This is a genomic window from Polaromonas sp. P1_F2 (assembly GCF_056405735.1).
Map to the genome: position 1 here is coordinate 69,357 of NZ_JBFUBN010000001.1, position 22,441 is coordinate 91,797.

The following is a 22,441-nucleotide window of genomic DNA, read 5'->3' on the forward strand; positions in this document are numbered from 1 at the left end:
AACTCCCCGATTTCACGATTCAAAAGGAAGACCCCATGTTTAACAAAGGACAACTCGCCGGCCTCATGAAGCAGGCCCAGGCCATGCAGGACAACCTCAAAAAAGCCCAGGACGAACTGGCTTTTGTGGAAGTGACGGCCGAGGCCGGCGCCGGCCTGGTGAAGGTCACCATGACCTGCAAGCACGACGTCAAGCGCATCGAGATCGACCCCAGCCTGCTGGCCGACGACAAGGACATGCTGGAAGACCTGGTGGCCGCGGCCTTTAACGCCGCCGTGCGCAAGGCCGAGGAAGTCAGCCAGGAAAAGATGGGCAAGCTGACAGCCGGCCTCCCACCCGGCATGAAGCTCCCCTTCTAAAACTGTGGGCCCCCACGTTCGCTCGCTGCGCGTAGCTCTCTGCCCCCCGAGGGGGCGCTGCGCCTGCGGCCCGGCAAAGCCGGTTCCGCGGCCCCGGCTGATCTCGTGCAGGCACACGCTTGCGCCGCATTAACTTCCACCATGGCTGATTCCAATGCTCTCGAAGGCCTGACCCAGGCGCTGCGCAAGCTGCCGGGCGTGGGCGCCAAGTCGGCGGCGCGCATGGCGTTTCATTTGCTGCAGCATGACAAGCCCGGCGCCTTGCAGATCGCGCGCGCGCTCGAGCATGCGGTCGGCAGCGTGCGGCACTGCAGCCTGTGCAACACCCTGACCGAGCAAGAGCTTTGCACCACCTGCGCGAACCCGCAGCGCGACCGCAGCAAGCTGTGTGTGGTCGAGACGCCGGCCGACCAGGCGGCGCTGGAGCGCACGCTGGCCTACAAGGGCCTGTACTTTGTGCTCATGGGCAAGCTCAGCCCGCTGGACGGCATAGGCCCCAACGACATCGGACTGCAAAAGCTGTTCGACCGCGTCGTGCCCAAGGACGAGCGCGGCGAGGCGCTGCCGCCGGCCTCGCGCGAGGTGCAGGAAGTGATCCTCGCGACCAACTTCACGGCCGAAGGCGAGGCCACGGCGCACGTGATTGCCCAGGCACTCAAGAGCCGCGGGGTGCAGGTGACGCGCCTGGCGCGCGGCGTGCCGGTGGGCAGCGAACTTGAATACGTGGACCTGGGCACGATTGCCCATGCGCTGGTGGACCGCCGCTGAGGGGCGGCGCTATTTTTTTGATTGCGGCCGGGCCATGATCGCAACGGCCGCAACGACACAACAACAAACGAAAGGAACCCACCCATGACATTCGCACGCTTCACCATTGCCTATTGGTGTGTCCTGATCGCGGCCCTGTTGCCGATCGCCTGCGCGGCGCTGGCCAAGTACGGCATGACGAGCACGCCGCGGCGCGACGGCGGCTATGACAACCACAACCCGCGCGGCTGGCTGGCGCGGCAGACCGACTGGCGCGGCCGCGCGAATGCGGCCCAGCACAACACCTTTGAAGCCCTGCCGTTTTTCTTCGCGGCGGTGATCATCGCGCACCTGCTGCAAGCCGGGCAGACGCGGCTGGACATCCTGGCCCTGCTGTTTGTCTTTCTGCGCATCGCCTACATCATGATGTACGTGGCCGACCTGGCCAAAGCACGCTCGGCCGTCTGGGCGGTCGCGCTGTTCATCAACATCTGCATCCTTTTTTCCGGCTATCGCTGACGAGTGGCGCGGGCGGTAACCTTTGGTAACCGCAGCGCATGATTTTTGGTAAAAACCCGCACGGGATGACCCCGATGCGGGTTTTTTTACGTCTCGATAAGCTTGTGCCATCCACAAGAAGAGAGGCTTTGAATGAACCGCCATCCCCTGATTTCCCGCCGCGGCTTTGCCGGCGGCACCGCGCTGGCTGTGGCGACGCTGGCATTCCCGTCGCTGCGCGCCCAGCCCAAACCCGAGAAGAGCAAGATCTCGATTGCGGTCGGCGGCAAGGCTGCGTTTTATTACCTTCCGCTCACGATCTCCGAGCAGCTGGGCTACTTCAAGGCTGAGGGCCTCGACATCGAGATCAGCGATTTTGCCGGCGGCGCGCGCGCGCTGCAGGCCGTGGTGGGCGGCTCGGCCGACGTGTGTTCGGGCGCGTTCGAGCACACCATCAACCTGCAAGCCAAGAACCAGATGTTCCAGGCCTTTGTGCTGCAGGGCAGGGCGCCGCAGATCGCCTTCGGGATCTCGACGAAGAACATGCCCAACTACAAGACCCTGGCCGACCTGAAGGGTAAAAAAATTGGCGTGTCGGCGCCGGGCTCGTCGACCAACATGATGGCCAACCTGGTGCTGTCGCGCGCGGGCCTCAAGCCCGGCGACGTGAGTTTTATCGGCGTGGGCACGGCGGCCGGCGCACTGACCGCGCTGCGCTCGGGCCAGATCGACGCGATGAGCAACACCGACCCGGTGATGACCATGCTTGAGCAAAAGGGCGAGGTCAAGATCATCAGCGACACACGCACGCTCAAAGGCACGGTGGAGGTGTTCGGCGGCTCCATGCCGGCGGGCTGCCTGTATGCGCCCCTGGAGTTCGTGCAGAAGAATCCCAATACCTGCCAGGCGCTGGCCAATGCCATCGTGCACGGCCTCAAGTGGCTGCAGACGGCCGGCCCGGGTGACATCATCAAGACCGTGCCCGAGAGCTACCTGCTGGGCGACCGTGCACTCTACCTGGCATCTTTCAACAAGGTGCGCGAGGCGATTTCGCTGGACGGCATCATTTCCGACGACAGCGCGCGCACGGCGCTCAAGGCGCTGGCGAGCTTTGACCCCACGGTCAAGGCCGACAAGATCGATCTCGCCAAAACGTATACCAATGAGTTTTCACGCCGCGCGAAAGAGCGCTTTAAGGCTTGAGCTTTCCGCCGGAACGAATCCCCCAAGCTGCCTGCCTCGTGCAGGCAGCTTGCTGTAAGCTCCCGCCATGCCAGAACCCGCCAACGCCTACGCCCTGGAGCTGATCGACATCAGCTGCACCTTTCGCTCGCGCGACGATGCGGGCCAGCGCTACACGGCGGTCAGCGACACCACCTTGCGCATACGGGCCGGTGAATTCGTGTCGGTCGTCGGGCCCACGGGGTGCGGCAAATCGACCCTGCTCAACATAGGCGCCGGCCTGCTCGAGGCCTCGTCGGGCGAGGTCAGGGTTTTTGGCCAGCCGCTGGCCGGCATCAACACGCGTGCCGGCTATATGTTCCAGACGGAAGCCCTGATGCCCTGGCGCAGCGCGCTGGCCAACGTCATGATGGGCCTGCAGTACCGCGGCGTCCCCGACGATGAGGCGCGCCGCCAGGCGCAGGCCTGGTTGGAGCGCGTGGGCCTGGGCGGCTTCGGCGACCGCTACCCGCACCAGCTTTCGGGCGGCATGCGCAAGCGCACCGCGCTGGCCCAGGTGCTGGCGCTGGACCCGGACATCATCCTGATGGACGAGCCTTTCAGCGCGCTCGACATCCAGACCCGCCAGCTCATGGAAAACGAGGTGCTGGAACTCTGGGCCGCCAAGAAGAAGGCGGTGCTCTTCATCACCCACGACCTCGACGAGGCCATCGCCATGAGCGACCGCGTAGTCGTGCTGTCGGCCGGCCCGGGCACGCACCCCATGGGCGAGTTCGCGATCGACCTGCCGCGCCCGCGCGACGTGGCCGAGGTGCGCCACCAGCCGCGTTTTGTCGAGCTGCACACGCAGATATGGAACGTGCTGCGCGATGAGGTGCTCAAGGGCTATACGCAGCAATTGAAGAAGGCTGCCTGAGCATGTGGCGGCATATCAATCCTTCTGAAAAAAACCTGCGCGCCTGGCAAATCGGTTTGCTGGTCGTCATCCTGCTGGTCTGGCACGCGGCGTCGCGTGACCAGAAGATCGCTTTTTTCCTGGGCGAGCCTATCAAGGTGGCGGGCCGGGTCTGGGGCTGGTTCATGCCTTTCGGCTTCGGCCCCAGCGCGCTGTTTCCCGACGGGCTGCCCGGCAATGCCGACATCTATTTGCACCTGGGCACGACCTTGCTGGAGACCGTGCTGGCGTTCGGCATAGGCACGGTGCTGGGCCTGGCCTGCGGCCTGTGGCTGGCGCTCGCGCCCACGGCCAGCGCCATCCTGGATCCCTACATCAAGGCCGCCAACTCCATGCCGCGCGTGATCCTCGCGCCGATCTTCTCGCTGTGGCTGGGCCTGGGCATCTGGAGCAAGGTGGCGCTGGCCGTCACGCTGGTGTTTTTCATCGTGTTCTTCAACGTATACCAGGGCGTCAAGGAAGTCAGCCCGGTGGTGCTGGCCAATGCCCGCATGCTGGGTGCCAACCAGCGGCAGCTGCTGCGCACCGTGTATTTGCCCAGCGCCACGAGCTGGGTGTTCTCCAGCCTGCACACTTCGGTGGGACTGGCCTTTGTCGGCGCGGTGGTGGGTGAATACCTGGGCTCGGCGCGCGGGGTGGGCTATCTGATCCTGCAGGCCGAAGGCACCTTCGACGTCAACACCGTGTTCGCCGGCATCGTGGTGCTGACGGCCTTCGCGCTGGTGCTGGACGGCATCGTGGGCCGGCTCGAGAAACGCCTCATGAAGTGGCAGCCGCGCAGCGGCGAGACGGAAAAGCTCTGACGCTTTGCGCATCCCCTTTCCCTGTAGCGCAAGTTCCTGTCGTCCTACAGTCTCCGGCTGCTTGCCTGCTTACAGTCAAGGCCGGACTTGCGCCATTCCGTGCCTGCTTGCCGCCGCGCAAGGGGAGGCGGGCAGGCCGGCATCCAAAACTCCAAGGAAAACGCCATGAACCTTTCTCTCAGCATAGGCCCGCTTGTTTCCCTGATCGCGGGCGTCCTGATCCTGATCATTCCGCGCCTGCTCAACTACATCGTGGCGATCTACCTGATCGTCATCGGCCTGATAGGCCTGTTCGGCGTCGGCACCCTCAAGCTTTAGCGGCAGGCCCCTGGCGGGCCGCGCTGTCGCTGCCCGTGATGGCGGCGATTTTGGCCGCGCTGCGCCTGAGCTGGCCCACCAGCGCCTGAATGCGCTCCGGCGGTATGCGCGAGGAAATCGCCGACACGCTGAGCGCCATGCAGGGACGCTGGTAACTTCCGGGCACCGCCATGCCCACCGCCGTCACGCCCTCCATTACGGCGTTAACCCCCACTGAATAACCTTTGTCCCGCGCCTCGCTGACGTGGCGGGTCACGTCCTCGGGCGTCATGCGGCAAAACGCCGGCAGGTAGGGGCTGTTGGCCGTGACCAGCCGGCCCGACTCGGCTTCGGGCAGGGCGGCCAGCAGACACAGGCCCGCCACGCTGGCGCCTATGGGGCGGCGATCGCCCAGCGCAACCACATTGGCCTTGATGGGGTAGGCGCCTTGCGCCCGCCACAGGCACAGCACGTCATCGTGGCTGCGCAACATCAGGTAGACGGTGTCTTCGGTGGCTGCGGCAAGTTCTTCCACCACGCTGCGCACCTGCGGAAACTGCGTGACCGGGTTGGGCGCCGCCATGCCCAGTTCAAACAAACCGCTGCCCAGCGCATAGCGCCGGGTCTCCGGGCTTTGTCGCACCAGGCCGGCCAGCTGCAGCGACTGGAGGATGCGGTGCGCCGTGGGCCGGCTCAGGCCGGTGGCATGGCACAGGTCCAGGATGCGGATGCCTCCCACGCCGGTGCGGGCGATTTCGCGCAGCAGTTCGCAGGCCCTGTCGACGGTCTGTGCGCCGGCGGTACTGTCCGTGTCGGTGGTTTCGTGCTTCATGGGTGGAGCATAAAGGGTGCTAGCTAAGAAGTCCAAATAACGTACGAAAAATCACTTTCTCTTGAAAGTGGACTGCCCATGGCTGGCTTTTGTTTGGTTCTAATGCTGGTGATTTTTAGAATTGGGACTGAAAAGTAAGTTCATATATAGGACTTATTTTGATGAGAAATAACCCACATCGACAAAAACCAGGAGACATGACATGAACTCAGGACGCCGTTTGACCCTGCTGTGCGCCGTAGCCGGACTTGCCTTTGCGGGCGCCGCGCAGGCGCAGGGCTACCCCACCAAGCCGATCCGCATTGTGTTGCCCTACAGCGCCGGCGGGCCCGCCGACGTGATGGTGCGCGCCATCAGCCAGAAGCTGGGCGACAGCTGGGGCCAGCCCTTCATCGTGGACAACAAGCCCGGCGCCAACGAGATCATCGCGGCCGACATCGTGGCCAAAAGCCCGGGCGACGGCTATACCTTCCTGGTGGCTTCCGACGGCGCCTACAGCCTGAACCAGAACCTCTATCCCAAGATTCCCTACGACCCGGTCAAGGACTTCGTGCCGGTCGCCAAGCTGGCCGTCGGCAACCTGATGCTGGTGACGCGACCCGACTTCCCGGCCGCCAACGTCAAGGAGTTCATTGAGCAGGTCAAGCGCAACCCGGGCAAGTTCAATTACGGCTCCATAGGCGCGGGCGGCGTGAACCACCTGGCCTCGGCCTGGTTCAACAGCATCAACGGCCTGCAGATGGAGCACGTGGCCTTCAAGGGCCTGCCGCCCGCCGTGCAGGAACTGATGGCCGGCCGCATCGACGCGATGTTCGCGGTGACGGGCGGTGTCGCGCCTTTCCTGGAGACGAACAAGATCAAGGCGCTGGCCGTGTCGGGCCGCAACCGGCAGCCGGCCGCGCCCAATGTGCCGACCTTCGCCGAGGTCGGCTACCCGACGTTTGACGCGTCCTATTACTTCGGTGTGGTCGCGCCCAAGGGCACACCGCCCGAGATCAGCGCCCGCTTCGCGCGCGACCTGAGCCAGGTCATCAACACCGCAGAGTTCAAGAGCAAATACCTGCAGCCGCTGGGCTTCGAGGCCGTGGGCGACACGCCCGAGCAGTTCGCGGCCTTCCTGAAGTCCGATCGCGAACTCGGTGCGCAAAAGGTCAAGGTTTCCGGCGCCAAACTTGAATAACTCCAGCTACCCCTGGGAACCCCACGATGAAAAAAACCACCGCCCTGCGCTCCGACATCGCCTGGACCTCGCCCGACGCCATAGGCGTGCACGGCTACGACCTCTGCAATGACCTGATGGGCGAGGTCAACTTCGGCGACATGGCGTTCCTCGAAGTCACGGGCCGCCTGCCCGACGCGAACGAGTCGCGCATGTTCAACGCCATCCTGGTCACGCTGGTGGAGCACGGCATCGTGCCGTCCACCCTGGCTGCACGCATGACCTATGCGGGCGCGCCCGAAGCTTTGCAGGCGGCCGTCGCGGCCGGCCTGCTGGGCCTGGGCAGCGTCTTTGTAGGTTCCACAGAAGGCTCGGCCCGCATGCTGGCTGCCGCCTTGCCCGAGGGACGTGGCGGGCAGGGCGCGGCTGCTGATGCGTCGCTGGCCGGCCTGGCCGAAGAGATCGTGCAAAGCCACAGGGCCGAGAAAAAAATCATCCCCGGCCTGGGCCACCCCATCCACAAGCCGGTGGACCCGCGCACCTTGCGGCTGTTTGCGATTGCGCAGCAGACCGGTTTCCATGGCCGCTACGTGGCGCTGATGCAATGCGTCGCCGATGCGGCCGGCGCGGCCTATGGCAAGCCGCTACCCGTCAACGCCACCGGCGCCATAGGCGCGTTGTGCTGCGAGATGGGCCTGTCCTGGAATGTCTCGCACGGCCTGGGCGTGATGGCCCGCGCGGTCGGGCTGGTCGGCCATGTGCTGGAAGAAGCCCTGCACCCCATGGCCATGGAGCTCTGGCACCGGGCCGAGGACGAGGCCACGGCGCATGCGCGCGGCAAGCTTCGCGGAAAAACCGACGGCACAGCTGGCGGCAAGGGTGATTGACCCATGTTGCCACCGCTTGAAGTCCTGAAGCTCTACCCGCCGCACGGCGGCACCCTGGCCTCCATGCTGCAAAGCCGCGCGGCCGTCGCCGGCGACCGCGAATTCGTCGTTTACCAGGGGCGCTCCTTCCGCTATGCGCAGGTGCTTGAAGAAGTGAGGCGTGCCGCGGCCGTTCTCGCCGGCAAGGGTGTGAAACAGGGCGACAGGGTCGGCGTGATGTCGCTGAACCATCCGTCCAGCGTGTTCGCTTTTTTTGCGCTGGCCGGGCTGGGCGCCATCATGGTGCCGGTCAATCCCGACTACGGCGTGGAAGAGGCGCGTTATGTGCTTCAGCATGCGGAGGTCTGCGGCGTCATCTGTTCAGGGGCCGCCTTGCCGACCGTGCAGGTCGCCTGCACAGGTCCTGCCGCCACGCCCTGGCTGATGCTGAACGAAACCGGTTTTGCGGATGTGCCGGCGTCCGTAGCAGCCCCGGAGCCGCTGGACGACCCGGACGCCACCTGCGTGTTCATCTACACCTCGGGCACCACCGGTTTCCCCAAGGGCGTGATGCACAGCCAGCGCAGCCTGCTGACGGCCGGCGAGGGTTTTGTCGCGCGCATGTATCTGCAGCCCGACGACAGGTTGCTGTGCGTGCTGCCGCTGTTCCACATCAATGCGATTTTTTATTCGCTGGCCGGCTCGCTGGCGGCGGGCGCGACGCTGATTCTGGAGCCGAAATTCTCCGCATCGAAGTTCTGGCAGACGGTGAAGGAAACCGGCGCGACCGAAGTCAACACCATCGCGGCGGCCAGCAGCATTTTGATGCGGCGGCCGCGCAGCGAATATGTGCCGGGCCACAAGCTACGGAAAATTTACGGCGCGCCGTTCGACGAGGAAACCTTCCGGGTCTTCCAGGACGAGTTCCATGTGCCGACCCTGATCGAAGGCTACGGTATGTCGGAAATCCCGGGCGCGCTGAACAACCCCTTTCCCGGGCCGCACAAGGTGCGCAGCATGGGCCGGCCCAGCCGCCACCCGGATCCGGCCGTGTCGCTGGCCGAGTTGCGTATCGCCGGCGACGACGGGCAGTTTTTGCCGCCGGGGCAGGTGGGCGAGCTGGTGGTGCGTACGCCCATCGTCATGCAGGGCTACTTCCGCGACGAGGCGCAGACACGCGCGGCTTTTCGCGACGGCTGGTTCCTGACGGGCGACCTGGCCTATGTCGATGAAGACAATTTTTTCTGGTTCGTCGCGCGCAAGAAGGACATCATCCGCAAGCGCGGTGAAAACATCTCCGGCGCGGAACTGGACCGTGTGATCGGCAACCATCCCAGCGTACTGGAGGCCGCCGCCATCCCGGTGCCCTCCGAGCTCGGCGAAGACGAAATCCTGGTGGCCGTGGTGCTGCGCCCCGGCATGGCGCTGGCGCATGAGGAGATCGCCCAGTGGTGCCGCGAGAGGCTGGCCGCGATCAAGGTGCCGCGTTATGTGGCGCTGGTCGAATCGCTGCCGCATACGCCGACGCACCGCGTGGCCAAGTTCAAGCTGCGGGAAGATGCTGCGCTAAGGGCGCAGGCGGTGGACCTGCAAGCCGTGGCGTCCCTGAACCGCTCTTGAGGCCTTAGCGTTTTTTGGATTTCACGATGGGCTTGGCCGTGCTGCGCTTGACGGCCTTCACGCTGCTTTTTCCTTTGCCGCGGGCGGCCGAAGCGGCATGGCTTTTGACCGGCAGGAACACCACCACCTGGTGGCCGACCTTGAAGGCGCTGGAGGCGCTGACGTTGTTCCATTCGGCCACGCTGGCGGCGCTCAGGCCGTAGCGTTTGGCGATGGTGGCCACCGATTCACCCTTGCGGGCCTTGACGGTGGTGCGCCGCGTGACGATTTCGGGCGCGAAGGACACCTGGGCGGTATCGGCGATGTGGGAGGTGACGTCGTTTTCAACCTTGGCCGAACGCGGCACCAGCAGGGTGGAGCCGGCCTTGATCAGCATGCGCGGCGGGATGTTGTTGACGCCGCGCAGGTCAGCCTCGCTCATGCCGGTGCGGCGCGCCGCCTCGGCCGGGTTCATGGTGCTGGGGGCCGTCCAGGCGGTCCAGCTCGCGTACTGGCCCTGGGTGTAGGCCTCGAAGTTGCGCTGGAACACCGTGGCGTTGTCCCAGGGCAGCAAAATCTGCGGTGTGCCGGCGGCGATGATGACGGGGCGGTGCGCCGAGGGGTTCAGCGCCTTGAAGTCCTCGATCTTCACGTCTGCCAGGCGCGCGGCCAGAGCCACGTCGATGTCGCGCGTGATCAGCACCTGCTGGAAGTAGGGGTGGTTTTCGATCAGCGGCAGTTCTGTGCGGAAGGCCTGCGGGTTGGCGACGATGTTTTTGACGGCCTGCAGCTTGGGCACGTAGAGCCGGGTTTCCGCGGGCATGTTCAGGTCGGCATAGGTGGTGCCCAGGCCAGCCCTCTGGTTCTTGGCGATGGCACGTCCCACGCTGCCTTCGCCCCAGTTGTAGGCGGCCAGCGCCAGGTGCCAGTCGCCGAACATGCCGTAAAGCTTTTGCAGGTAGTCCAGCGCGGCGCGGGTGGAGGCCAGCACGTCGCGGCGGTCGTCGCGGAAGGCGTTCTGCTTCAGGTCGAAATACTTGCCGGTGGCCGGCATGAATTGCCACATGCCGGCGGCCTTGGCGCTGGAGACGGCCTGCGGGTTGAAGGCGCTCTCGATGAAGGGCAGCAGGGCCAGCTCGGTGGGCATCTGGCGGCGCTCCAGCTCTTCAACGATGTGGAACAGGTATTTGCTGGAGCGCTCGGTCATGCGCTGGATGTAGTCGGGCCGGCTTGCATACCACTGCTCGCGGTCGGTGACGAGTTCGTTTTGCAGGTCGGGCATGGCAAAGCCGCGGCGTATGCGGTCCCAGAGCTCCTTGGGCGGCTCGGTGGAGGCGACATTCTGGTGCGAACCGGCCTGGCCCGGCGTGATGGCCTGCAGCGGGCCGCTGGGCAGCAGAGGTTTGGCGGCGGGGCTACCGCCGGTGATCAGCACCGGGTCGCTGGGCAAGCCGGGGGCTTGCTGCGTGGCGCAGCCCGCCAGCAGCGCCGTGACGAGGATGGCGGCCAGCGAAACAATGCGGAAAAAAGACAAGGAGGAAGAGGCTGAAGCGGCAGTGATGCGGGAATGTGGCGTCATTTGAATTGGTTTTTCCACTGCCGGATGGCGGCAAATACGGTGGTCTCGTCACGGGCCGACGCATCAAAGTGCCGGGCAGCCGCCATGATAGTGGCTTGCCGCGTCCGCAAGAAGGGATTAATCCGCAATTCCTGCGCTATCGAACTCGGCAGGGTCGGCACTCCCTGCTCGCGCAGGCGTATGCATCGGGCCTGGTAGGCCGCCAGGTCGGCATTGCCGGGCTCCACCGCCATCGCGAAACGCAGGTTGCTGAGCGTGTATTCATGGGTGCAGCAGACCACGGTGTTGCCGGGCAGGGCGGCGAGCTTGTCGAGCGAAGCCAGCATCTGCGCCGGGGTGCCTTCAAACAGGCGCCCGCAACCGCCCGAGAACAGCGTGTCGCCGCAGAACAGCAGGGGTTGGCCGTTGACGTCCTGCGTGTAATAGGCGATGTGGCCCGCTGTGTGGCCGGGCACGTCGATGACTTCGAAACTGAGGCCGAGGGCTTGTGCTGTATCGCCGCCCCTGAGGTGTGTGTAAGGCTGGGGAATGCGCTCGGTGGCCGGGCCCCAGACCTGGGCGCCCGTGGCTTCACGAAGGGCATCCACGCCGCCTGTGTGGTCCGCATGGTGGTGCGTGACTAGAATCGACTCCAGTTGCAGTGCGTGCTCGTCCAGGGCGCGCAGCACCGGCCCCGCATCTCCCGGGTCCACAACCAGGGCGCGTTTGCCGTCATGCAATAACCAGAGGTAGTTGTCGTCAAAGGCGGGGATGGGAATCAAATACATGCGGTGGTTTCGATGAACATGCGGTGGTTCGATGAGCTCTGAAATTATAGGTTTGACCGACTGGCTGAAGACGCCGCCCGGCGCTTATCTGCTGGGCTGGGAGCGCACGCATTTCGACGAGGCCGTGAGCGACGTGTTTGGCTACCACGCCCTGCAGCTGGGTCTGCCGGAACTCGATGCCCTGCAAGCAAACCGCATGCCGCACAAATGGCTGGCGCTCGAGTCCCTTGCTCCTGCCGCCGCGCCTTCACCGGCCCTTGGTGCGACTGCCGCCCCCGCGGCAAGTTCCCGGCGCGCGGCCCTGTTGACCGACTCGGGCGCACTGCCCTTTCCCGAAAGCAGCCTGGACCTGGTGGTGCTGCCGCACACGCTGGAACTCAGCCGCGACCCGCACGCCACGCTGCGCGAAGTCAGCCGCGTGCTGGTGCCCGAGGGCCGCGTGGTCATCAGCGGGCTGAATCCCACCAGCCTCTGGGGCCTGCGCCAGCGGCGCGGCCACCTGTACCAGCGCTGGGGTTACGACAAGCTGTTTTTGCCCAGCACGGGCGACTTCATCGGCTACTGGCGGCTGCGCGACTGGCTGAGGCTGCTGGACTTTGAGGTAGAGTCGGGGCGCTTCGGCTGCTACCGACCGGCGCTGACCAGCCAGGCCTGGCTGGACCGCTTCGAATGGATGGACGCGGCAGGCGAGCGCTGGTGGCCGATTTTCGGCGCGGTGTACTTTCTTGCGGCGGTCAAACGCGTGCGGGGCGTCCGGCTGCTGGAGCCCGCGTGGAAAACGCGCAAGGCGCCGGCCGCGGCGCCGGCCGCGGTGGCCAACAAGGAGCCGGCTGTCCGCTTGCGGCCTCCGGCCTGAGCTGATTCTTCTTTTCTCACCGCCGGGCATGGGCCCGGCGTTTTCGTTTTACAAAGCAAACCCAACGCATGACCGATTTATCCACCAGCCCAGCAGCCACACCCCAGCCCGTCGTGATCTACACCGACGGCGCATGCAAGGGTAATCCCGGACCCGGCGGCTGGGGTGTCCTGCTGTCCCAGGGCGGCACCGAAAAAGAGCTGTTCGGCGGCGAACTCGGCACCACCAACAACCGCATGGAAATGATGGCCGTCATCGAGGCGCTGACGGCACTCAAGAGGCCCTGCAGCGTGACACTGTACCTGGACAGCGAGTACGTGCGCAAAGGCATTACCGAGTGGATCCACGGCTGGAAGGCTAGAGGCTGGCGCACGGCGGCCAAGGCGCCCGTGAAGAACGTGGACCTGTGGCAGCGCCTGGATGCGCTGGTGAGCGGCAGCGGCCACAAGATCGACTGGCGCTGGGTCAAAGGCCATGCCGGCGATCCCGGCAACGAGCGCGCCGACGCGCTGGCGAACAAGGGCGTGGAACGCGCGCTGGGCCGCTTGTAACAACGGCTTGCGCGGGCCAGGGAGCGCAGCGGGAACATGCGCGCGAAAACAGGCACCAAGCAGGGACGGCCGCCGTACATCCCCGTGCCCGGGCACGCACCATAAGCGTACGTAGCATCCACGGCTTCGCGGCCGCGCCGGCCGATTCGTAAAGCCGTTGTAAAGCTACCGCGCTTGCCCCTGGCAGAGGACGGAAAAGGCTGCGCGCGCCATGGTGTCCTGCTACATTGGAACTTTGTATCTCTTTGTATAACAAGTTTTCCTCCCCATGGCATCAAAAGCACTCTACACAGCGGTCGCCGTCACGGGCATAGCGGTCGCATCGGGGGCCGCCTGGTGGCTCCAGAAACCCAAGGCGCTGGATGCCGCCGGGGTTGCGCCTTCGGCTGCCGGCAGCGGTGGTGCCGGTGGCAATGGCGCCAATGCAGGAAAACCAGTCACGGTGGAAGCCGCCAGGGTGGAAATCGCCAGGCTGTCGGACGACACGCAGGCCGTGGGCAGCTTGCGCTCGCGCCGCGGCGTGGTCTTGCGGCCCGAGGTCAGCGGGCGCATCACCCAGCTCAATTTCACCGACGGCCAGCGTGTGCGCAAGGGCCAGGTGCTGGTGCAGTTCGACGACCAGCTGCCGCTGGCCCAGGTGCAGCAAAGCCAGGCCGAACTCTCGATCGCCCTGGCCAACCAGAAGCGCAACCAGGAACTGGTGGCGCAAAATTTCATCAGCCAGCGCTCCCTCGATGAAAGCGCGGCCAACCTGCAGGTGGCCGAAGCCAAGCTGGCGCTGGCCAAGGCCACGGCGGCGCGCCTGAAAATCATCGCCCCTTTTGACGGCATCGCCGGCATACGCCTGGTCAACGTCGGCGACTACCTCAAGGACGGCGCGGACATCGTCAACATCGAGGACATCGAAGCGATTTTTGTCGATTTCCGCCTGCCGGAGCGCTTCCAGAACAAGGTCAGGCGCGGCCAGACGGCGATGCTCGACATCGACGCCTTGCCCGGCCGCAAGTACAACGCGCAGATCCAGGCCATCGATCCCTTGATCGACGCCAACGGCCGCTCCATCGGCATTCGCGGCTGCATCGACAACCGCCAGTTGCAGCTGCGCCCCGGCATGTTCGCCCGCGTCAACACCGTGTTCGGCGTGCGTGAGAACGCCCGGGTGATACCGGAGGAAGCGATTGTTCCGCAGGGTGGCCGGCAGTTCGTCATCAAGCTGCTGGAGGGCCCGAACGGGCAGACCCGCATCACCAAACGCGTGGAAGTCAAGGTCGGCCTGCGCAGCCCAGGCAAGGTCGAAATTCTCGAAGGCCTGGAGCCCGGTGACATCGTGGTCGCAACCGGCCAACAGCGCGTGCAGCGCGACGGTACGGTGGTGAGCGTGGTGGACCTGGCCGCGAATGCCGCCAGCCGCGCGGGCAATGGAAAACCAGCCGCCGGCGCTTCTTCAGCCGCATCGGCGGCGTCCCCCGCTTCACCGGCAACAGCCGCCCCCACAGCTCCCGAGGCCGCCGCGCCGGTGAAGACTGCCGCGACCGCGGCGTCCCCCGCAGCCCAGCAAGCCCCCCTGGCCGGCCCCAATCCCTGCGGCGTGGTGGTGTCGGAGGCTCCCGGCGCGTTGGTCCCGGTGCGCGGCGTGGCACCGGCCGAGCGCGGCCCGTCCGGCCCGCCGGCGCGCGACCCGGCCTGAGCGCCGGCCGGCCAGAAGCTTTCACAGACACCCTATGCAACTCGCTGAAGTCTCCATACGCCGTCCGGTCTTCGCCACCGTGCTGTCGCTGCTGATCGTGCTGATAGGGGCGGTCAGTTTCAACCGCCTCACGGTACGCGAATACCCCAAGATCGACGAGCCGGTCGTGACCGTGAGCGTGCGCTATGTGGGCGCGTCCGCGGAAGTGATCGAATCCCAGGTGACCAAGCCGCTGGAAGACTCCATCGCCGGCATTGACGGGGTGGATGTCATCACCTCGATCAGCCGCGCCGATCAGGGCCAGATCAGCGTGCGTTTCCGCCTCGAAAAGGACGCCGATTCCGCCGCCGCCGAGGTGCGCGACCGCACCTCGCGTGTCCGCAACCGCCTGCCGCAAGCTATCGAAGAGCCGGTGATCGCCAAGGTCGAGGCCGACGCCTTTCCGGTGATACAGATCGCGTTTTCCAGCGAGTCGATGACGCCGCTGCAGATCAACGACCTGGTGAACCGCATCGTCAAGCCGCGCCTGCAGACCGTCACCGGCGTGGCCGACGTGCGCATCTTCGGCGAGCGCAAGTACGCGATGCGCGTCTGGCTGGACACCGACAAGCTCGCCTCCTACCGCCTCACCACGCAGGACGTCGAGGATGCCATCCGCCGCAGCAACCTGGAGTTGCCGGCCGGCCGCATCGAGTCGCAGCAGCGCGAATTCAGCGTGACCTCGCAGACCGACCTGGTCAGGCCCGGCCAGTTCAGCGACATCGTGGTCAAGAACGTCAACGGCTTTTCGGTCAAGGTGCGTGATGTGGCCCGGGTGGAAGAGGGCGCCGCCGACGAGCGCACGGCCGTCCGGCTCAATGGCCGCTCGGCCGTGGCGATCGGCGTGATCCGGCAGGCCACCGCCAATCCGCTGGATTTGTCCAAAGGCGTGCGCGAGGCCATTCCCAAGCTGAAGGCCGATTTGCCGCCCGACGTGCTGATCGATATCGCCAACGACAACTCGGTGTTCATCGACCGGTCCGTGAAGAACGTCTACCGCACCATCGCCGAGGCCATCATCCTGGTGGCGCTGGTGATTTTTGTGTTCCTGCGCACCATGCGCGCTTCCATCATTCCCATCATCACCATCCCGGTGAGCCTGATCGGCACCTTCGCGATGATGGCCCTGGCGGGTTTTACCGTGAACACGCTGACCCTCTTGGCGCTGGTGCTGGCCATCGGCCTGGTGGTGGACGACGCCATCGTGATGCTGGAGAACATCTTCCGCCACATCGAGGAGGGCATGGACCCGTTCTCGGCCGGCATCAAGGGCGCGCGCGAGATCGGCTTCGCGGTGGTCACCATGACGGCCACGCTGGTCGCCGTGTACGCACCGCTGGCGTTCACGCCGGGCCGCACCGGGCGGCTGTTCGTGGAGTTCGCGCTGGCGCTGGCCGGGGCGGTGGTGGTGTCGGGCTTTGTGGCGCTCACGCTCACGCCCATGATGTGCACCCAGTTGCTCAAGCACAACCCCAAGCCGAATCGTTTTGACCGCTTCATGGAGCGGGTGTTGACGTCAATCTCAGACCGGTACGGCTCGGTGCTGCGATGGGTGGTCACCAAGCGCTGGGAACCTTCGGGCGACACCCCGGGCTGGGGCCAGAAGTTCAGGGCCTTTGCCTTCCAGGCGCGCTGGATCGTCATCGGTGTCATGGCGCTCAGCGCGCTGGCCATCGCGCTGGTTTTTCCCGGCATGAAGCGGGAGCTCTCTCCCATGGAGGACCGCGGGGTCATCCTGGCCAACGTCACCGCACCGGACGGCGCCACGCTGGACTACACCAACCGCTACGCCCAGGCCCTCGAAAAAATGGGCCAGCCGTTTCCCGAGTTCGACCGGATTTTCGGCAACGTCGGCAACCCGACCGTGGCCCAGGCCAGCGTGGTCTACCGCACCGTGGACTGGGACGAACGCAAGCGCTCGACCATGGACATGGCGCGCGAACTGCAGCCCAAATTCAATGCCTTGCCGGGTGTCAACGTCTTCACCATCACGCCGCCCTCGCTGGGCCAGGGCTTTCGCGACCGCCCGGTCAACTTCGTGATCCAGACCTCCGACAGCTACCAGAACCTCAATGCCGTCACGCGCCAGATGCAGGACGAGATCGCCAAGAACCCGGGCATCGTCTCGGTCGACGTCGACTTGCGCCTGAACAAGCCCGAGCTTCGGATTGAAGTCGAGCGCGACAAGGCCGCCGACCTCGGCGTGAGCGTCGAGGTGGTGGCCAAGGCCATCGAAACCCTGCTGGGCGGGCGCAACGTGACGCGCTACAAGCGCGACGGCGAGCAGTACGATGTGATCGTGCAGACCCAGGCCAGCGGCCGCACCACGCCCGACGACATCGACCGTATTTATGTGCGCGGCCGCAACGACGCCATGATTCCGCTGTCGGCGCTGGTCAAGGTGCGTGAAAGTGTCTCGCCGCGCGAACTCAACCACTTCGGCCAGCGGCGCTCGGTGTCGTTTACCGCCAGCCTCTCGGGCGATTACTCGCTGGGCGAAGCGCTCAAGTTCATGGACCAGACCGCCGCCAAGGTGCTCAAGACCGGCTACAGCACCGACCTCAACGGCACCTCGCGCGAATTCCGCAACTCGCAGGGCGCCCTGGCCATCGTGTTTGTGCTGGCGCTGCTGTTTATTTTCCTGGTGCTGGCCGCGCAGTTTGAGAGCTTTATCGACCCGCTGGTGATCATGCTGTCGGTACCCTTGTCCATGCTGGGCGCCCTGTTGGCGCTGAAGTGGACGGGCGGCTCGCTCAATGTGTATTCCCAGATCGGGCTGATCACGCTGGTCGGCCTGATCACCAAGCACGGCATTCTGATTGTCGAGTTCACCAACCAGCTGCGCGGGCAGGGCATGGAGATGATAGACGCCGTGGTCAAGGCCTCGTCCCAGCGCCTGCGCCCCATCCTGATGACCACCGGCGCGATGGTGCTGGGGGCACTGCCGCTGGCCATGTCACACGGTGCCGGCGCCGAAAGCCGTACGCAGATCGGCTGGGTGATCGTGGGCGGCATGTCGCTGGGCAGTTTGCTGGCCGTCTTCGTGGTGCCCACGATGTACACCCTGTTTGCCCGCAAGGCCATTCCGGGCGCGAACAAGACCATTGCCAAAGAGCAGCCCGATGAACACCTTGAGCACCCGGAGTACGTGGCGAAATGACCCCAAGATGCCGCACACGCCGCACACGCCGCACAGGGCTCCTGGCATGGTGATGAGAAAGCCGGTTTGACCGCACACCCTGCGGGCCGAATCCGTACCCTTGCTTCTTTCCTGATTCCATTCCTGCTGGCGGCCGGCCTGGCGGCTTCCGCGCGGGCGCAGGAGACGGCCGTCGCGGGGGCCTATGGCCTGCAGTTTTTCTGTTCACCCTCCCAGCTGGCGCAACTCAGCCCCGACATGTTCCGGTATCTCCAGCGGCTCGGCATTCCGGCCCGGCTGGTCCAGGAAACCCTCGACAAGCCGCGAGGGAGCATGACGTATTCCCTGCTGGGCTCAGGCGCGGCCGTGAGCACTTTGTTGCTGGCGCAACGTCCGGAATTGGCCATCAAGGACGAGACGGTGCTGGTGCCCGTGAAAAACAACAAGACACGCAAGCTCAAGACAGTCTCGAAGAAAGAGATCCTGCTGGCCTTGCTGCACCCGGGCCGCTTGACCGAGTTCAGGGGAAGGGCCTGCGATGTGCAGGCCCTGGTCGACCACGTTGGCATCCGCCAGAACACCGTGATCTGGGCCGAGGTGCTGGAATGGGGCTGGCCCGAGGGCGGTCCTGCCAAGTGGAATTCCCGCTATTGGGTCAATGGAACGCCCAAACTCCGCACCCCTTTGCATCAAGCGCTCAATGACATGTTTTTTGAGCAGGGGAAGTACGAGATAGGCTGCTACGCCGCGACCAAGGTGGTCTTTGCCCAAGGCGCGCTGGATTACTTTCGCCGTGTCAAGGGTGACGCTGGCAGGGCACGCACCGTGGAGCGGCGATTGCTGGCCGACGGTGAGCCGCTGGTCGACCTGGAACCCGGCCGCATGTGGAGTTTTGAAGCTGATTTTGATCCGCTGGAGCTTGAACGGCCGGGCAAGGTCCTGCGCATGGTGGGCGGTGTTGCGGCCGGCAACTTTGTCCCGGGCGATTGGGCATATTTCCTGAACACCGACCCGGGCACCAGCCAGAAGACAGGCTATGAAGGCTCCAACGCGATCTATCTGGGCGGTAACCGGTTTGACGACTATTACAACGACAACCAGCATCACTACACCTACCAGGAAAAACTCGATGAGGTTTATCAGTGGCGCCACGGTGTTTTCAGCCGGCAACGCGATGCCGAAAAAATACAGCACCTGGCCGCGCATGACTATGAACGCCTGAGCACCACGCCGGAAAACGGCGGCCTGCTGATGAGCTTTCGGGTGGTGCCCTATTTTTTCGGCTACGAAGACTTGCCGCCGCTACCGGAGCCGCGGAACGACTAGGGCCGCCGGCGCCGCGGCATTCGACTGGACCTACAGGACGCCGTCAAACATCAGCACATCAAGCTCGTCGCCGACTGCGACGTTGCCTTGCGCATGATGCAGCACGATCAGGCCATTGGCCTCGGCCATGGAGCGCAGCACACCGGAGCCCTGGCTGCCGGTGGTCTTGACCTGCAAAGAGCCGTCGGGCGCTGTTGAAACCCAGCCGCGCTGGTATTCGGTGCGGCCGGCTTTTTTGCGTATCGTTTCCGTGCTGCGGGCCTTGAGCAGCGGTGGCGGCGCGGCGCTGACGCCCATCATCTGCAGCAGGGCGGGGCGTACAAAGGCCAAGAAGGTGACCATCACGGCAACCGGGTTGCCGGGCAGTCCGAACAGGATGGCGCCGTTGGGCTTGCCGCCTTGGCCTTCTGCGGGCGGGATGCGTCCCACAGCCATGGGGCGGCCGGGCCGCATGGCGATGCGCCAGAAGGCCACGTCGCCGAGTTTTTTCATCATGGCCTTGGTGAAGTCGGCTTCACCGACGCTGACGCCGCCCGAGGTGATGATGGCATCGGCCCGCGCGGCGGCCTCGGTGAAAGCGGCTTCGAGCAGGGCCGGGTCGTCGCGCACCACGCCCATGTCGATGACCTGGCAGCCCAGGCGGCTCAGCATGCCGAAGACGGTGTAGCGGTTGCTGTCGTAGACCGCGCCTTCGCGCGGTGCTTCGCCGAGCGAGAGAATTTCATCGCCGGTGGAAAAGTAGGCCACGCGCAGCGGCCGCCAGACGGGCAGGGTGGGCAGGCCCAGCGACGCTGCCAGTCCCAGCCGCGCCGGCGTAAGGATCTCGCCCTTGCGCAGCGCCGGCAGCCCTTGCGCGAGGTCTTCGCCACGCAGGCGGCGGTTGTCGCCGGCGCGCAGCAGGCCGGGCGGAATGCTGATGCGTGTGCCTTCGCTGTCTTGAAGCTGTTTGACGAACTCTTGTGGCACCACAGTGTCCAGGCCGGGCGGCATGATGGCGCCGGTCATGATCTTCACGCACTGGCCGGGCTGGACGCTGCCCTGCCAGGCCTTGCCGGCCAGCGCCGTGCCGTCGGCCACCCGCAGTTCCAGCGTGGTGCCCGGGGCCAGCCGGCTGCCGTCAAAGGCAAAGCCGTCCATGGCCGAGTTGTCGTGGGGCGGGACGTCAAAGGGCGAGACCACGTCCTCGGCCAGAACCCGGCCCAGGGCTTCGAACAGCGGCAGGCTGACAGCGTCCTGGACGGGCACCACCAGCTGGGAGAGGAAGTCGAGCACCTGGCCGGCCGACAGGGCTTGCGGGTCGTAGCCCTGGAGCTCCGCGGCGATCTGGTCCAGCGTCTTCACGGCAGGCGCGATTCGAGCTGGTGCAGCTCGGCCAGGGTGTTGGCATTGAAGAAGCCGTGCGCGTCATCGCCGGGCCGGTCGAAGGGCACGGCCACGGTCTTGTGCTGCGCCGTCCATGCGTCTATCTTGCGGCCGCCTGCGTGCGTGAAGCGCACCAGGCTTTCCAGCATGTGGGTGCCCATCAGGCAAAACACCGGCTGCGGCCTGAGCTGGCCGTCTTCCTCGGGCGCGGAAGCAACGGCGAAGTCGGCGCCATCGCGCACATAAGCCTCGGCCAGGCGCGCCACCAGGTCATCGGGGAACAGGGGCGTGTCGCAGGGAACGGTCAGCAGGTAGGGCGTTTCGCAGCGTTCCAAGCCGGTGAGAAAACCCGCCAGCGGCCCCGCGAATTCGCCCAGGCCGGTGCTGTCGGGCCAGACCGGCACACCGAAGGATTCATAGGCGGCCAGGTTGCGGTTGGCGTTGACCATGACCTCGCCGACCTGCGGGGAGAGGCGCATCAGCGTGTGCAGGGCCAGCGGCACGCCGTTGAAGTTCTGCAGGCCCTTGTCGACACCGCCCATGCGCGAGCCGCGCCCGCCGGCCAGGATCAGGCCGGTGATGGCTTCGGCGTGCAGTGTCGCGTTGTGGCTGTTGCTGGTCACGTTATCCGCCTATGTAGCTCATCTCGACCCGCTTGCCGCTGCTGTCGGGCATGCTGGTATCCGCGGGCAGCGCGGCGCGCAGCTCTGAATAGTGGTCGTCTCGGCCTTGCCAGATGTGGGCCACGGCCGCGGCGATCTGCTCGTCGGCATAGCCGCCGCGCAGCAGGGCGCGCAAATCCTGGCCCTGGCTGGCGAACAGGCATAAAAACAGCTTGCCTTCGGTGGACAGCCGCGCCCGGTTGCAGTCGCCGCAAAAAGCCTGGGTCACGCTGCTGATCACGCCGATCTCGCCCGCGCCGTCGGCGTAGCGCCAGCGCTCGGCGGTCTCGCCGGTGTAGTTGGGGTCGATGGCGCTGAGCGGGAACTCGGCGTTCAGTCGCTCCACCACCTGCGCTGACGGCAGCACCTCGTCCATGCGCCAGCCGTTGGTGGCGCCCACGTCCATGTATTCGATAAAACGCAGCACGGCGCCGCTGTGGCGGAAGTGCCGGGCCATGGGCAGGATTTCCGCATCGTTGGTGCCGCGCTTGACCACCATGTTGACCTTGAGCGGCGCCAGGCCGACTTTTTGCGCGACTTCGATGCCCTTGAGCACGTCGGCCACCGGGAAGTCCACGTCGTTCATGCGGCGGAAAGTGGCGTCGTCCAGGGCGTCCAGGCTCACGGTGACGCGCTGCAGGCCGGCATCCTTAAGCGACTGGGCTTTTTTGGCGAGCAGCGAGGCGTTGGTGGTCAGGGTGATGTCCAGCGGCTTGCCCTGCGGCGTCTGCAGCTTCGCCAGCATTTCGACCAGCACCTCGAGGTGTTTGCGCAGCAGCGGCTCGCCGCCGGTGAGGCGGATTTTCTCGACCCCGTGCGCCACGAAGACCTTGGCCAGGCGGGTGATTTCCTCAAAACTCAACAGCGAGGTCTGCGGCAGGAAGGCGTAGTCCTTGTCGAACACCTCGCGCGGCATGCAGTAGCTGCAGCGGAAATTGCAGCGGTCGGTCACGCTGATGCGCAAATCCCGCAGCGGCCGGCCCCGCGTGTCGCTCAACAGGCCGGTGGGCGCCGCCAGCCGGGCAGGGATGTGCGGCACGCGGCTTGCGTAGCGGATATCTGCCAGCGGAATGATTTTTTCGGTCGTCATCGTGAGGGGCCCAAGGGGAGAATTTACTCCATTGGCTAGCCCAGGCGGCAAAGTTCAGCCCTTATCCCCAAAGGATAGGCGGTATC

At 65.3% G+C, this 22,441-nt stretch carries 21 protein-coding genes; 15 read left to right on the plus strand and 6 right to left on the minus strand.

Annotated elements, in window-relative coordinates; translation table 11 throughout:
- Positions 1-35: 35 nt before the first annotated feature.
- The 7 genes from AC1D0O_RS00340 (at position 36) to AC1D0O_RS00370 (ending at position 4,862) form a co-directional block, all read left to right on the plus strand.
- The gene (locus tag AC1D0O_RS00340; RefSeq protein WP_411882079.1) at positions 36-359 is read left to right on the plus strand and encodes a YbaB/EbfC family nucleoid-associated protein; all 324 of its coding nucleotides are present in this window, start codon (positions 36-38) and stop codon (positions 357-359) included.
- Between the two features lie 141 nt (positions 360-500).
- Positions 501-1,127, plus strand: coding sequence for a recombination mediator RecR (gene recR, locus AC1D0O_RS00345; protein WP_477651571.1), 627 nt, complete (start codon positions 501-503; stop codon positions 1,125-1,127).
- Positions 1,128-1,211: 84 nt separating this feature from the next.
- The gene (locus AC1D0O_RS00350) at positions 1,212-1,625 is read left to right on the plus strand and encodes an MAPEG family protein (RefSeq protein ID WP_477651572.1); all 414 of its coding nucleotides are present in this window, start codon (positions 1,212-1,214) and stop codon (positions 1,623-1,625) included.
- Positions 1,626-1,757: 132 nt separating this feature from the next.
- Positions 1,758-2,807, plus strand: a complete 1,050-nt coding sequence (locus AC1D0O_RS00355) for an ABC transporter substrate-binding protein (protein ID WP_477651573.1) — start codon at positions 1,758-1,760, stop codon at positions 2,805-2,807.
- Between the two features lie 67 nt (positions 2,808-2,874).
- Positions 2,875-3,702 carry an ABC transporter ATP-binding protein gene (locus tag AC1D0O_RS00360; protein WP_477651574.1) on the plus strand — a complete coding sequence of 276 codons (828 nt, stop codon included), beginning with the start codon at positions 2,875-2,877 and terminating at the stop codon, positions 3,700-3,702.
- A gap of 2 nt (positions 3,703-3,704) precedes the next feature.
- Entirely contained in the window at positions 3,705-4,544 is an 840-nt protein-coding gene (locus AC1D0O_RS00365; RefSeq protein ID WP_477651575.1) for an ABC transporter permease, read from the plus strand.
- 165 nt (positions 4,545-4,709) lie between these two features.
- Complete coding sequence (locus tag AC1D0O_RS00370; RefSeq protein WP_477651576.1) at positions 4,710-4,862, plus strand: DUF3096 domain-containing protein; 153 nt, start codon at positions 4,710-4,712, stop codon at positions 4,860-4,862.
- On the opposite strand, the gene AC1D0O_RS00375 is transcribed toward AC1D0O_RS00370, so the two are convergent.
- Entirely contained in the window at positions 4,852-5,673 is an 822-nt protein-coding gene (locus AC1D0O_RS00375) for an IclR family transcriptional regulator (RefSeq protein ID WP_477651577.1), read from the minus strand. The genes AC1D0O_RS00370 and AC1D0O_RS00375 overlap by 11 nt on opposite strands.
- Positions 5,674-5,875: 202 nt before the next feature.
- Here AC1D0O_RS00375 and AC1D0O_RS00380 point away from each other — a divergent pair, with 202 nt between their 5' ends.
- The 3 genes from AC1D0O_RS00380 to AC1D0O_RS00390 are packed head-to-tail and all read left to right on the plus strand — an operon-like array spanning position 5,876 to position 9,318.
- On the plus strand, positions 5,876-6,853 hold the full coding sequence (locus AC1D0O_RS00380) for a Bug family tripartite tricarboxylate transporter substrate binding protein (protein ID WP_477651578.1): 978 nt from the start codon (positions 5,876-5,878) through the stop codon (positions 6,851-6,853).
- Positions 6,854-6,879: 26 nt separating this feature from the next.
- A complete protein-coding gene (locus tag AC1D0O_RS00385; protein WP_477651579.1) occupies positions 6,880-7,719 on the plus strand; it encodes a citryl-CoA lyase in 840 nt (279 codons plus the stop codon).
- Between the two features lie 3 nt (positions 7,720-7,722).
- Complete coding sequence (locus AC1D0O_RS00390) at positions 7,723-9,318, plus strand: AMP-binding protein (RefSeq protein ID WP_477651580.1); 1,596 nt, start codon at positions 7,723-7,725, stop codon at positions 9,316-9,318.
- Positions 9,319-9,322: 4 nt separating this feature from the next.
- Here the strand turns inward: AC1D0O_RS00390 and AC1D0O_RS00395 are convergent, their stop codons facing one another.
- Entirely contained in the window at positions 9,323-10,876 is a 1,554-nt protein-coding gene (locus AC1D0O_RS00395; RefSeq protein WP_477651581.1) for a transglycosylase SLT domain-containing protein, read from the minus strand.
- Positions 10,873-11,643 carry a hydroxyacylglutathione hydrolase gene (gene gloB, locus AC1D0O_RS00400; RefSeq protein WP_477651582.1) on the minus strand — a complete coding sequence of 257 codons (771 nt, stop codon included), beginning with the start codon at positions 11,641-11,643 and terminating at the stop codon, positions 10,873-10,875. Before gloB ends, AC1D0O_RS00395 begins: the two co-directional genes overlap by 4 nt.
- Before the next feature lie 31 nt (positions 11,644-11,674).
- On the opposite strand from gloB, the gene AC1D0O_RS00405 reads away from it, so the two are divergent.
- From AC1D0O_RS00405 to AC1D0O_RS00425, 5 genes are all read left to right on the plus strand, one after another.
- Entirely contained in the window at positions 11,675-12,499 is an 825-nt protein-coding gene (locus AC1D0O_RS00405) for a class I SAM-dependent methyltransferase (protein WP_477651583.1), read from the plus strand.
- A 68-nt stretch (positions 12,500-12,567) separates the two neighbouring features.
- On the plus strand, positions 12,568-13,050 hold the full coding sequence (rnhA, locus tag AC1D0O_RS00410; protein WP_477651584.1) for a ribonuclease HI: 483 nt from the start codon (positions 12,568-12,570) through the stop codon (positions 13,048-13,050).
- A 268-nt stretch (positions 13,051-13,318) separates the two neighbouring features.
- A complete protein-coding gene (locus tag AC1D0O_RS00415; protein ID WP_477651585.1) occupies positions 13,319-14,737 on the plus strand; it encodes an efflux RND transporter periplasmic adaptor subunit in 1,419 nt (472 codons plus the stop codon).
- 34 nt (positions 14,738-14,771) lie between these two features.
- On the plus strand, positions 14,772-17,936 hold the full coding sequence (locus tag AC1D0O_RS00420; RefSeq protein ID WP_477651586.1) for an efflux RND transporter permease subunit: 3,165 nt from the start codon (positions 14,772-14,774) through the stop codon (positions 17,934-17,936).
- A 66-nt stretch (positions 17,937-18,002) separates the two neighbouring features.
- Positions 18,003-19,241 (plus strand): hypothetical protein, encoded by a 1,239-nt coding sequence (locus tag AC1D0O_RS00425; protein WP_477651587.1) that lies wholly within the window; start codon positions 18,003-18,005, stop codon positions 19,239-19,241.
- 30 nt (positions 19,242-19,271) lie between these two features.
- On the opposite strand, the gene moeA is transcribed toward AC1D0O_RS00425, so the two are convergent.
- From moeA to moaA, 3 genes are read right to left on the minus strand one after another with little or no spacing between them, the layout of a single operon-like run.
- Positions 19,272-20,582, minus strand: a complete 1,311-nt coding sequence (moeA, locus tag AC1D0O_RS00430; protein ID WP_477651588.1) for a molybdopterin molybdotransferase MoeA — start codon at positions 20,580-20,582, stop codon at positions 19,272-19,274.
- The gene (gene mobA / locus AC1D0O_RS00435) at positions 20,579-21,226 is read right to left on the minus strand and encodes a molybdenum cofactor guanylyltransferase MobA (RefSeq protein WP_477651589.1); all 648 of its coding nucleotides are present in this window, start codon (positions 21,224-21,226) and stop codon (positions 20,579-20,581) included. Before mobA ends, moeA begins: the two co-directional genes overlap by 4 nt.
- 1 nt (position 21,227) lies before the next feature.
- Positions 21,228-22,355 carry a GTP 3',8-cyclase MoaA gene (gene moaA / locus AC1D0O_RS00440; RefSeq protein WP_477651590.1) on the minus strand — a complete coding sequence of 376 codons (1,128 nt, stop codon included), beginning with the start codon at positions 22,353-22,355 and terminating at the stop codon, positions 21,228-21,230.
- Positions 22,356-22,441: the final 86 nt, after the last annotated feature.

What these genes read in the sequence shown, in the direction of transcription:
- AC1D0O_RS00390 (WP_477651580.1), top strand. Translation starts at nt 7,723, where the DNA reads ATGTTGCCACCGCTTGAAGTCCTGAAGCTCTACCCGCCGCACGGCGGC.
- AC1D0O_RS00420 (WP_477651586.1), top strand. Translation starts at nt 14,772, where the DNA reads ATGCAACTCGCTGAAGTCTCCATACGCCGTCCGGTCTTCGCCACCGTG.
- recR (WP_477651571.1), top strand. Translation starts at nt 501, where the DNA reads ATGGCTGATTCCAATGCTCTCGAAGGCCTGACCCAGGCGCTGCGCAAG.
- AC1D0O_RS00370 (WP_477651576.1), top strand. Translation starts at nt 4,710, where the DNA reads ATGAACCTTTCTCTCAGCATAGGCCCGCTTGTTTCCCTGATCGCGGGC.
- AC1D0O_RS00340 (WP_411882079.1), top strand. Translation starts at nt 36, where the DNA reads ATGTTTAACAAAGGACAACTCGCCGGCCTCATGAAGCAGGCCCAGGCC.
- AC1D0O_RS00385 (WP_477651579.1), top strand. Translation starts at nt 6,880, where the DNA reads ATGAAAAAAACCACCGCCCTGCGCTCCGACATCGCCTGGACCTCGCCC.
- AC1D0O_RS00405 (WP_477651583.1), top strand. Translation starts at nt 11,675, where the DNA reads ATGAGCTCTGAAATTATAGGTTTGACCGACTGGCTGAAGACGCCGCCC.
- AC1D0O_RS00355 (WP_477651573.1), top strand. Translation starts at nt 1,758, where the DNA reads ATGAACCGCCATCCCCTGATTTCCCGCCGCGGCTTTGCCGGCGGCACC.
- AC1D0O_RS00360 (WP_477651574.1), top strand. Translation starts at nt 2,875, where the DNA reads ATGCCAGAACCCGCCAACGCCTACGCCCTGGAGCTGATCGACATCAGC.
- AC1D0O_RS00350 (WP_477651572.1), top strand. Translation starts at nt 1,212, where the DNA reads ATGACATTCGCACGCTTCACCATTGCCTATTGGTGTGTCCTGATCGCG.
- AC1D0O_RS00415 (WP_477651585.1), top strand. Translation starts at nt 13,319, where the DNA reads ATGGCATCAAAAGCACTCTACACAGCGGTCGCCGTCACGGGCATAGCG.
- rnhA (WP_477651584.1), top strand. Translation starts at nt 12,568, where the DNA reads ATGACCGATTTATCCACCAGCCCAGCAGCCACACCCCAGCCCGTCGTG.
- AC1D0O_RS00380 (WP_477651578.1), top strand. Translation starts at nt 5,876, where the DNA reads ATGAACTCAGGACGCCGTTTGACCCTGCTGTGCGCCGTAGCCGGACTT.
- gloB (WP_477651582.1), bottom strand. Translation starts at nt 11,643, where the DNA reads ATGTATTTGATTCCCATCCCCGCCTTTGACGACAACTACCTCTGGTTA.
- AC1D0O_RS00365 (WP_477651575.1), top strand. Translation starts at nt 3,705, where the DNA reads ATGTGGCGGCATATCAATCCTTCTGAAAAAAACCTGCGCGCCTGGCAA.
- moaA (WP_477651590.1), bottom strand. Translation starts at nt 22,355, where the DNA reads ATGACGACCGAAAAAATCATTCCGCTGGCAGATATCCGCTACGCAAGC.
- AC1D0O_RS00395 (WP_477651581.1), bottom strand. Translation starts at nt 10,876, where the DNA reads ATGACGCCACATTCCCGCATCACTGCCGCTTCAGCCTCTTCCTCCTTG.
- AC1D0O_RS00375 (WP_477651577.1), bottom strand. Translation starts at nt 5,673, where the DNA reads ATGAAGCACGAAACCACCGACACGGACAGTACCGCCGGCGCACAGACC.